Annotated in this window: 11 protein-coding genes; 7 read left to right on the top strand and 4 right to left on the bottom strand. The window is 73.2% G+C overall.

The window, feature by feature from the left end; genetic code table 11:
- Positions 1-126: 126 nt before the first annotated feature.
- Both ABZ471_RS30065 and ABZ471_RS30060 read left to right on the top strand, forming a co-directional pair.
- Positions 127-1,128, top strand: a complete 1,002-nt coding sequence (locus tag ABZ471_RS30065) for a glutathione S-transferase C-terminal domain-containing protein (protein ID WP_359070737.1) — start codon at positions 127-129, stop codon at positions 1,126-1,128.
- A gap of 28 nt (positions 1,129-1,156) precedes the next feature.
- Positions 1,157-1,462: a DUF4235 domain-containing protein gene (locus ABZ471_RS30060; protein ID WP_359070736.1), complete on the top strand. Its 306-nt coding sequence runs from the start codon at positions 1,157-1,159 to the stop codon at positions 1,460-1,462.
- 19 nt (positions 1,463-1,481) lie between these two features.
- On the opposite strand, the gene ABZ471_RS30055 is transcribed toward ABZ471_RS30060, so the two are convergent.
- From ABZ471_RS30055 to ABZ471_RS30045, 3 genes are all read right to left on the bottom strand, one after another.
- Positions 1,482-1,874, bottom strand: a complete 393-nt coding sequence (locus ABZ471_RS30055; RefSeq protein WP_359070734.1) for a VOC family protein — start codon at positions 1,872-1,874, stop codon at positions 1,482-1,484.
- 52 nt (positions 1,875-1,926) lie between these two features.
- Entirely contained in the window at positions 1,927-2,391 is a 465-nt protein-coding gene (locus ABZ471_RS30050) for a pyridoxamine 5'-phosphate oxidase family protein (RefSeq protein ID WP_359070733.1), read from the bottom strand.
- Positions 2,392-2,457: 66 nt separating this feature from the next.
- Positions 2,458-3,177: a helix-turn-helix domain-containing protein gene (locus tag ABZ471_RS30045; protein WP_359070731.1), complete on the bottom strand. Its 720-nt coding sequence runs from the start codon at positions 3,175-3,177 to the stop codon at positions 2,458-2,460.
- Positions 3,178-3,331: 154 nt separating this feature from the next.
- On the opposite strand from ABZ471_RS30045, the gene ABZ471_RS30040 reads away from it, so the two are divergent.
- The 5 genes from ABZ471_RS30040 (at position 3,332) to ABZ471_RS30020 (ending at position 8,804) form a co-directional block, all read left to right on the top strand.
- Positions 3,332-4,834, top strand: coding sequence for an APC family permease (locus ABZ471_RS30040; RefSeq protein ID WP_359070729.1), 1,503 nt, complete (start codon positions 3,332-3,334; stop codon positions 4,832-4,834).
- Positions 4,835-4,852: 18 nt separating this feature from the next.
- On the top strand, positions 4,853-6,484 hold the full coding sequence (locus ABZ471_RS30035; protein ID WP_359070728.1) for an amidohydrolase: 1,632 nt from the start codon (positions 4,853-4,855) through the stop codon (positions 6,482-6,484).
- Positions 6,485-6,578: 94 nt separating this feature from the next.
- Entirely contained in the window at positions 6,579-7,817 is a 1,239-nt protein-coding gene (locus ABZ471_RS30030; protein ID WP_359070727.1) for a helix-turn-helix domain-containing protein, read from the top strand.
- A 64-nt stretch (positions 7,818-7,881) separates the two neighbouring features.
- Entirely contained in the window at positions 7,882-8,244 is a 363-nt protein-coding gene (locus ABZ471_RS30025; RefSeq protein ID WP_359070725.1) for a DUF1304 domain-containing protein, read from the top strand.
- Positions 8,241-8,804 carry a TetR/AcrR family transcriptional regulator gene (locus ABZ471_RS30020; protein WP_359070723.1) on the top strand — a complete coding sequence of 188 codons (564 nt, stop codon included), beginning with the start codon at positions 8,241-8,243 and terminating at the stop codon, positions 8,802-8,804. The genes ABZ471_RS30025 and ABZ471_RS30020 overlap by 4 nt, the downstream gene beginning before the upstream one ends.
- A gap of 4 nt (positions 8,805-8,808) precedes the next feature.
- On the opposite strand, the gene ABZ471_RS30015 is transcribed toward ABZ471_RS30020, so the two are convergent.
- On the bottom strand, positions 8,809-9,654 hold the full coding sequence (locus tag ABZ471_RS30015) for a hypothetical protein (RefSeq protein ID WP_359070722.1): 846 nt from the start codon (positions 9,652-9,654) through the stop codon (positions 8,809-8,811).
- Positions 9,655-9,692 lie beyond the last annotated feature (38 nt).

The following is a 9,692-nucleotide window of genomic DNA, read 5'->3' as shown; positions in this document are numbered from 1 at the left end:
CAGCACGCCGTCCGTGCGGCCGGGTCCCTCGCGCCGACTGCCCGGCCCGGGCGGACAGCACCGTGCCTCCGGCGGAAAACGGGGAACGCGTCTGCCGTGACCACCGGAGCGCGGCCAGGAGGCGACATGGGCGAGAACGGCAACAGAGCGTACGGCCACAAGACGTTCACCCGGTCCAAGAGCCACTTCACGGACCGGATCACGGCCGACGGCCGGGACGGCTGGCCGGTGGAGGCCGGCCGGTACCGTCTGGTGGTCTCCCGTGCCTGTCCGTGGGCGAGCCGGGCGGTGATCTCGCGCCGGCTGCTGGGTCTGGAGGACGTGCTGTCGATGGCCGTCGCCGACCCGGTCCAGGACGACCGCAGCTGGCGGTTCACCCTGGACCCCGACGGCCGCGATCCGGTGCTCGGTATCCGGTTCCTCGGCGAGGCCTACGACAAGCGGGAGCCGGGCCACCCGGGCGGGGTGAGCGTGCCCGCCGTCGTGGACGTGCCCAGCGGGCGGCTGGTCACCAACGACTACCAGCAGCTCACCCTGGACCTGGCCACCGAGTGGACCGCCCTGCAGCGCGAGGGTGCGCCGGACCTGTACCCGGCCGGCCGGCGCGACGAGATCGACGCGGTGATGACCCAGGTCTACGAGGATGTCAACAACGGCGTGTACCGGGCCGGGTTCGCCACGCACCAGGCGGAGTACGCGGCGGCGTGCGCTGCGGTCTTCCGGCGGCTGGAACTGCTCGCCTCGCGGCTGGCCGGGCAGCGCTATCTGGTCGGCGACACGATCACGGAGGCGGACATCCGGCTGTTCACCACGCTGGTCCGGTTCGACGCCGTCTACCACGGCCATTTCAAGTGCAACCGGTGGAAGCTGACGGAGAACCGGGTGCTGTGGGCCTACGCCCGTGACCTCTTCCAGACGCCCGGCTTCGGCGACACGGTCGACTTCGACCACATCAAGCGGCACTACTACCAGGTCCATACCGGGATCAACCCCACAGGCATCGTGCCACTCGGCCCGGATCTCACCGGCTGGCCGGCCCCGCACCACCGGGAGGAACTCGGCGGCCGGCCGTTCGGGGACGGGACGCCGCCGGGCGACCAGGTGGCGGCGCCAGGACGCCCGGCATGACGGCCCGACGCCGAGGAAGGAGTTCAGCATGGCGAAGAAGAGCAAGAAGAGGAAACTCCCCCTCGTCTACCAGCCCGTCGGCTTCGTGCTCAGCTGGGCCGGCGGCGCGCTGGCGGGGATGGCCTTCCGCAAGGCGTGGAGGGCGATCCGGCACGAGGAGGACGCGCCCGACGCGCTGGACCCGGACCGCGGCTGGGGCGAGATCCTGCTCGCCGCGGCCGTCCAGGGTGCCATCTTCGCGGTGGTGCGCAGCGCCGTCGACCGCACCGGCGCCAAGGCCATCGCACGGTCGACGGGCGTGTGGCCGGCCGCCGACAAGGGCGGCCGGGACTGAGCACGGGTGGCGCGGGCCCTCAACCCTGTTTGGGTGCCGTGGGCAGGACGAGGCGCAGGGTGAAGGAGTGGCCGGCCGGGTCGGCGTACCCGCGCTCCTCGTAGGGGCCCGGCGCGTCCCGCGTCTCCAGCGGCCGGCCGCCGAGCCCGATCACCCTTCGCTCCGCCTCGTCCAGGTCCTCGACCAGGAAGTCCAGGTGTGCCTGGAGGGAGGTCTCGGGACGCGGCCAGCTCGGCGGGGTCGCGTTGGCGTCCCGCCGGAAGGCGAGCCGGATGCCGTCGGCGCCCCTGATCTCCACCAGGTTGGCGGACGCGTTCGTCTCCCGGCCGTCCAGCAACTCCTTGTAGAACTGGGCGAGTTTCTCGGGCTCGGTGCAGTCCAGCACCACGAGGCCTGCGGTGATGAGGGGCATGCTTCCTCCTGGGATTCCGTCCTTTCCCTGCGGATATCCCGGTTCGCCGGATTCAGTCGGCGACCAGCCACGCCCCGTCACGCATCAGCTCCCGTCCCTCCAGCTCGTTCGCCTCGCGCCAGGCCTGGACGCGCTGCGGGAGGACGGTGAAGTACAGGTAGCGGGTGGCGAGTCGGCGGGGGTCGAAGCCGGTCTTGCCGGCGAAGATCTCCGCGTCCTCCTCGGGCAGGTCCTCGGGGGTCACGGCCCGGACGGTGCCCTCGATGATGACGACGTCCCGGGTCGGTCCGATGCCCAGCCGGGCCCTGCCGGTGGCCAGCAGGTTGCGGCCGGTGGGGCTCCCGGCCGGGGTGGCGATCAGCAGGGTGGCGCCGTCCCAGACGAACGACAGGGGCACGAGATAGGGCTCACCGCCGTCCTCGCCCGCGGTCGCGACCCAGGCGTCCTCGTCGTGCTCCAGCCGGTGGAGGGTGTCCTTCTTGCGCTGTTCGGCGGTGCGGGCGGGCGGCGGGGTCATGGTCGTACGGCCTCCTCGGTATGGGCTTCAGCTCGTCTGACGTACGAACGCCGTCCAGTGTGACCGTCAGCCTTCCGTCTGTGCACGGAGGTGGTCGAGGCGTGTCTGGGCCGCCGTCAGGAGCAGGTCCAGGGCGGCCGGGTAGGAACTGGTCCGCATGGAGGCCACCAGGTGGCGGGCGGTGGCGGCGATGTGCGGGTGGGTGTCGGCGGGCAGTCGGGCGTACATGTCCCGCCACACCTCGGCCTCGGCCTGCTGGGCGGCCCGGGGCAGGGCGGTGACGGCGGAGTCCAGGGCGCCGAAGGCGAGGGCCTGGTCGACGAAGGCGTGGTAGATCCTCACCGCCTCCGCATCCGGGAACCCGGCCCGGCGCAGCACGCCGATGATGCCCTCGACGGCCTGGATCTCGTGCGCCCGGCCGGTGACCCGGTGGGCGCTGAGCATCGCCGCCCGGGGGTGGGCGAGGGCGCCCGCGTGCATGCGCAGGCCGAGGTCGCGCAGATCGGCGCGCCAGTCGCCGGTGGGCCGCCAGACGCGCAGGGTACGGCCGATCAGCTCGTCGGCGATGGCGAGCATCAGGTCGTCGGTGTGCCGGAAGTAGCGGTAAAGGGAGCTGGGGTCGGCGCCCAAGGCGCGGCCGAGGCGGCGGACGGAAAGGGCGTCGGCACCGTGCTCCTCGATCAGCCGGAGCGCGGTCTCGACGATCAGCTCCGCGGAGAGCACGACGCCCTGTTTGGTGGGGCGCCTGCGCTGCCGGTCGGCGGGCGGGACGACGCGGTCGCTCATGAGAGCCCTCCCTGGTGTGTCCCCGGCGGGGTGCGCCTGGCGTGGTGTGCCCGGCACCTTATGACAACAGCGTTGACCTGTGAAGTGCACGGACGGTTTCATCTCCCGTCACCGGGGCCGACCAGGGCCCCCCGGTGCGAGCGGAGAGCCTGCGATGAGCCAGAGCCCCTTCGGTGTGGATCCACCCGCGCAGTCCGAGCTGCGCAGGTCGCTGAGCGTGCTGGACGGCGTTGCCGTCGCCGCGTCCAGTACGGCCGCGACCACCAGCATCGGCATCGGCCTCGGGGTGACGGCCGGCGTGGTCGGCCTGCATCTGCCGGCCGTCATGCTGCTGGCGTTCCTGCCGGTCCTCGGCATCGCCGGCGCCTACTCCCGGCTGAACCGGGTGGAGCCGAACGCGGGCAACGGCTATGCGTGGGTGGGCCGTTCGCTCAGCCCCTGGCTCGGCTTCATGGTGGGCTGGGTCAACTTCGCGGCGAGCCTGGCGTTCCTCGCGTACACCACGGCGGTCACCGGCTCCGCGCTGCTCCAGCTGGCCGGGCGGGCGGGCCTCGACCGGATCGGTTCGCTCGCCCTGGATCCGGGCTCGACCGCGCAGACGACGGCGGTGGGCATCGTCGTCCTGGTCGCGGTCACCCTCACCGCCGTGACCGGCGTCCGCACCGCGGCCCGGCTGCAGACCTGGCTGCTGGTCTTCGAGTACGTCGTGCTGCTGGGCTTCTGCGGGTACGGCATCGTCACCGGCCCGCACCCCTTCCGGCTCTCCTGGTTCGACCCGTTCGCGATCCCCTCGGCGACCGCGCTGGCGCAGGGCCTGCTGCTGTCGGTTTTCTGCTACTGGGGTTTCGAGGCCGCGTTCACCGTCAACGAGGAGGTGCGCGACCCGCGCGACGCCTCCCGGGCCGGGCTGATCACCCTGGTGACCATGCTCGGGCTCTTCCTGCTCGGCTCGGTCGCCTTCCAACGGGTGCTGTCCGGGGACGAGCTGGCCGGGCACGGAGCCGAGGGGCTGGCGTACTTCGGGGACCGGCTGGCCTCCCAGCCGCTGGCCGTGCTGCCGCTGGTGGCGCTGATGTTCTCGGCGGTGGCCTCGCTCCAGGCCGGGGTCATCCCGACCGCCCGGGGCATGTTCGCGATGAGCCGGGACCGTACGCTCGGTCCGGTGTGGTCCAGGGTCAGTTCCCGGTACGGAACGCCGGCGGCCGGGACGCTGCTGGTCGGGGCCCTGGCCACGGCGGTGGCCGTGCTCGCCCTGGTGATCCCGCGCCTCGCGGACATGATCATGGCGACGGTGAACGCCGTCGGCATCGTCGTCTCCCTGTCGTACGCGCTCACCGCGCTCGCGGCCGCGGCCCGCTTCCGGTCGCTGCTGCGCCAGGACTGGCGGCGGGGGGTGCGAGCCGTGGTGCTGCCCGCGCTGAGCGCCCTCGCCCTGCTGGGCCTGGGCGGCTACCTCGGCTGGTCCTTCTACCGCTCCGCCGACCACTTCGAGGTCAGCGCGGACAACGGCTGGTTCCTGCTGCTCATGCCGGTGGTGATGATCGCGTCCGGGTTCGTCGTGGCCGCGTGGGCGAAGTGGGTGCGCCGCTCACCGTACTTCCGCACCGGCGAGGGCACCGACGCCGACTCCCCGCAGCTTCTCACCACTTCCAACTGACCTTCAAGGAAAGGCATCATGCACGCTGATCTGCTCTTCACCGGCGGCCCCGTCCTCACTCCCGGAGGACGTACCGCCACCGCCGTGGCCGTCACCGGGGACCGCATCACCGCCGTCGGACACGGCGAACTGCACGAGCTGGCGGGGCCGCGCACGCGGGTGGTCGACCTGGCCGGGCGGCTGCTGCTTCCGGGCTTCCAGGACGCGCACGTCCATCCGGTGCCGGCCGGGCTGGAACTGTCCCAGTGCGACCTGACCGGCAGGACGACCGCCGAGGACACCGTGGCCGCCGTACGCGCCTACGCCGAGGCCCACCCCGAGCGGGAGTGGATCCTCGGCGGCGGCTGGTCGATGGAGGCGTTCGAGGGCGGCACGCCGACGAAGGAGTTGCTGGACGCGGTCGTTCCGGACCGGCCGGTGTACCTGCCCAACCGGGACCACCACGGAGCCTGGGTCAACAGTCGCGCGCTGGAGCTGGCAGGCATCGACCGGCACACGCCCGACCCGGCCGACGGACGGATCGAGCGCGACGCCTCGGGCGGGCCGAGCGGCACGCTGCAGGAGGGTGCGATGCAGCTGGTCGGCCGGCTCGCACCGCCCGCCACCGCGGCGGACCGGCTGGCCGCGCTGCTGCACGCCCAGCGGCATCTGCACGCGCTCGGCATCACCGCCTGGCAGGACGCGCTGGTCGGCGACTTCCTCGGCATGGACGATCCGGCCGGGGCGTATCTGACGGCGGCCCGGGACGGCTCGCTCACGGCGCGGGTGACCGGCGCGCTGTGGTGGGACCGGGAGCGCGGGGCCGAGCAGATCCCCGAACTCGTGGAGAAGCGGGCCGCGTCGAGCCACGGGCGGTTCCGCGCGGGCACCGTGAAGCTGATGCTGGACGGGGTCGCCGAGAACCACACGGCCGCGCTGCTCGACCCCTATCTCGACCGGTGCGGCTGTGCCACCGCCAACCGCGGCAAGAGCTTCATCGACCCGGACCGACTGCCGCAGTACGTCACCGAGTTGGACGCGCTCGGCTTCCAGTGCCACTTCCACGCGCTGGGCGACCGGGCCGTACGGGACGCGCTGGACGCCGTCGAGGCGGCCCGCGCCGCGAACGGGCCCGGCGACACACGGCCGCACCTGGCGCATCTCCAGGTGGTGCACCCGGACGACGTGCCGCGCTTCGCCCGGCTCGGCGCCACCGCCAACATCCAGCCGCTGTGGGCCGCGCACGAACCGCAGATGGACGAGCTGACGATCCCGTTCCTCGGGCCCGAACGGGCCGCGTGGCAGTACCCGTTCGGGGCACTGCTGCGCTCCGGGGCGCACCTCGCCGCGGGCAGCGACTGGCCGGTGAGCAGCCCCGATCCGCTCCAGGGCATCCATGTCGCGGTCAACCGCGTGGAACCGGGCGGCGCCGGGCCGGTGTTCCTGCCGGACGAGCGGCTGAGCCTGGCGGACGCGCTGACGGCGTACACGGCCGGTTCGGCGTACGTGAACCACCTGGACGACACCGGCCGCGTGGCCGTCGGGGCCCTCGCCGACCTGGTGGTACTGGACCGTGATCCGTTCGCCGGGCCGCCGGAGGCGATCGCGGAGACGAGCGTGGCGCTCACCTATGTGGGAGGCGAGCGGGTGTACGCCGCCGCGGGGGCGTGAGCCGGTTCGTTTGTCACCGGCGCACAAGTCCGGCACGGACAACTGTTCCTGAGTGATGAGCCCGCGGCGGTTACTCACGGGTATCGTCATCGGGGTGCCGAAGAGAGCCGCAGTGGTGGGTGTCGACACGGGCGGCCCGTTCAAGGCGTTGCCCGCGGGTCTGCCCGACCGCCTCAGACCGTATGTCGCCGAGATCACCGAGGAGGTCGTCCGCGCGATCGGGACCGGGATCCCGGAGTACGCGCGCCCGATGGACGACACGTACATGCACGCCGTGCACCGGGGCGTGGACCATGCGCTGCGCGGGTTGCTGGAGCGGATGGCCCAGCCGGACACCGACTGGGAGCCGGTGAAGGAGACCTACGAGCGCATCGGTCGCGGGGAGGCCGAGGAGGGGCGCAGCCTCGACTCGTTCCAGTCCGCGCTGCGGCTCGGTGCCCGGGTGACCTGGCGCCGCGTCAACGCGCTGGTGGACGACGGGCTGCTGCCCCGCCATGTGCTGGGCGCCTTCGGCGAGGCGCTGTTCCTGCACCTGGACGAGATGGCGGCCGCGGCGACCGCGGCCTACACCGAGGCCCGGCTGCACGCGGCCGGCGAACTCCAGCAGCGGCGGGCCCGGTTGGTGGACCTGCTGACCGCCGATCCCCCCGCCTCGGCGGAGGCGATCGCCGATCTCGCGCATGCCGCACGCTGGACGGTCCCGCGGGCTCTGGCGGTCGTGGCCGTGGATCCTGGCCCCGGGACGGCGCCGATCGTGCCGCCGGAGTTCCTCGCCCGGTTCGAGGTGCACCCCGCGCTGCTGGTGGTGCCCGATCCGGAGGGGCCGGGCCGGGCGCGGGCGGTGGCCGGGGCGCTGCAGGGGCTGCGCGCCGCGATGGGGCCGACGGTGGCGCTGCACGAGGGCGCGCGGTCGCTGCGCTGGGCCACGGAGGGACTGGACCTCGTCCGACGGGGTGTCCTGTCCGGCACGGACGCGGCCGGCTCGGTGGTGCGCTGCCAGGACCACCTGTCCGCGCTGCTGCTCCTGCGCGACGACGCCCTGCTGGACGCGATGGCCGAGCGGTGGCTGCGCCCGCTGGAGCAGGTGCGCCCACCGCAGCGGGAGCGGCTGGCGGAGACCCTGTTGGCCTGGCTCCAGTCCGGCCGGGGTGTCGCGGAGGTGGCCGCACGCCTGGCGGTGCATCCACAGACGGTCCGCTACCGGATGCGGCAGCTGGACGAGCTGTTCGGCGAGCTGCTGCACGATCCGGCCGCCCGCTTCGAGATCCAGCTGTCGTTACGGGCCAGGCAGCTGCGCACGGGTACCGGGGCGGCACGGGAGACCCCCGACTGAAGTTCCTGGACAGGTGTCCGGCTATCCTGGACACCTGTCCAAGAGGGAGAGGGGTCCGCTGATCATGGAGATCGTGGCGAACGTGCTGGTCGGCCTGGTGGCCGCGCTGCACGCGTACATCCTGGTGCTCGAGATGTTCCTGTGGCAGAAGAAGCCGGGGCGGGGGCTGCACGGGTTCGATCCGGAGATGGCCCGGGCGACCGCGCCGCTGGCCGCCAACCAGGGCCTGTACAACGGCTTCCTGGCGGCGGGCCTGGTGTGGGGGCTGGTCGCGGCCGACCCGACCGGGTTCCGGGCCCAGGTGTTCTTCCTGTCCTGTGTCGTGGTGGCGGGTGTGTTCGGTGCCGCCACGGCCAACCGCCGCATCCTGTTCGCCCAGGCGCTGCCGGGCGCGGTGGCCCTGGCCGCCGTGCTCGCCGCACGGTGACCCGGGCACCGGAGGAGGACCCGCGGGCTGCGCGCACCCGCGCCCGGCTGCGCGCGGCCCTGCTCGAGGAGTGCGCCGAGCGCCCCCTCGAGGAGGTCGGCGTGGCCGCGCTGGTGCGCCGGGCCGGGGTGGGCCGGGCCACGTTCTACGTGCACTACGACGGGCTGGAGGCGCTGGCGGTCGACGCGTGCGCGGACGTCGTACGGCAGGCGGTGGACGCCCTGCACGCCTGGCGGGGCCGACCCGATCCGGTCAACTCCCCCCCGGCACTGCGGGAGTTCTTCGCCGGGCTGGCCCCGCACGCGGCCCTGTACCGGTCGCTGCTCGCGCCGGGCGGCGGCGGACCGCTCGGCCGGGTCCTGCACCGGGATCTGCGGGCCCGCAGCCTGGCCGAGCGCGAGCTGGCGGGCGCGGCGGACGCCCCGCTGGTCGCCTCGGCGGTGGCGGCGACCTTCGCGGGGGTCCTCGCGGACTGGCTGCACGGCCTGCTGGTGGCAGCGCCGGACGAAGTGGCGGACCAAGTGTGGCAGTTGCTGCTCGCGCTGCACCGGAGCCGGTGACGGGTCACTTGCAGCCGACGTCGTGCTTCGCCTGCGGCCAGGCCTCCACACCGCCGGAGGTGCGGACGTAGGCCGTGTCCCGGTCGTCCGTGAGCCACAGACGCCGGCCGCGGGAGTGGTACCCGGTGTCGCGAGCGGCCGCCGGCATACGGACGTTCTTGCGGTACGGCGCCGTGAGCAGGCCCTCGCCGCCGAGCACGCCGTCCGGGTCGCGGACGTAGGTGCGGTCGTCCAGGTCGAGGAAGTGGGCGGACTGCCAGTTGCAGTGTTCCGGGCCGGTCGAGCTGGTGAGCCGGCTCACCGGTACCCGCTCGCCGTTCCGGTCCGTCCAGACCTCCCAGTCCTGGGCGGCCGCGTACTTCGCGGGCAGTTCGGCGGGGTCGCAGGAGGCGTGCGTCTCCGGGCCCCAACCGGGCCGGCCCTTCTGGTCCTTGGCCACCACGACGGCCACCTTGGTGCGGCCCTTGACGTCGAAGGAGTACAGCACCCGGTCCGCCTCCTTGCGCTCCGCGCGGTAGCCGTGGTCGGGCTGCACCGGCTGGTCCATGTCGAAGTAGAGCTTCAGCCCCTCCTCCGGTGTGTCACCGCCGTCCGACTTGCTCCACCCGTCGGGGCCGGCGCCCTCGAAGATCTCCCCGTCGCACTCCAGCGCCCGGCCGGCGGCTCCGGAGGCCAGGTGCACGGACCGGGGGCTGTTGTCGTCCACGGCCTGGGTGGGGACGTACAGCGGACCGCTGTACGCGGTGGGCGGAGGCGTGCCCTTGACCACCACCCGCACTCCGGTGCCGTCGTCGCACCCCACCGCGGTCACGGCCGCCAGCACCGTCAACGCCACAAGTCCCCTGCGCATGCCCGCCCCTGTTCCTTGACCGTCGTTGCGCTCCTCCG

Source organism: Streptomyces sp. NPDC005728 (genome assembly GCF_040630895.1).
Lineage (GTDB): Bacteria > Actinomycetota > Actinomycetes > Streptomycetales > Streptomycetaceae > Streptomyces.
This window is presented reverse-complemented; position numbering and strand designations above follow the sequence as displayed.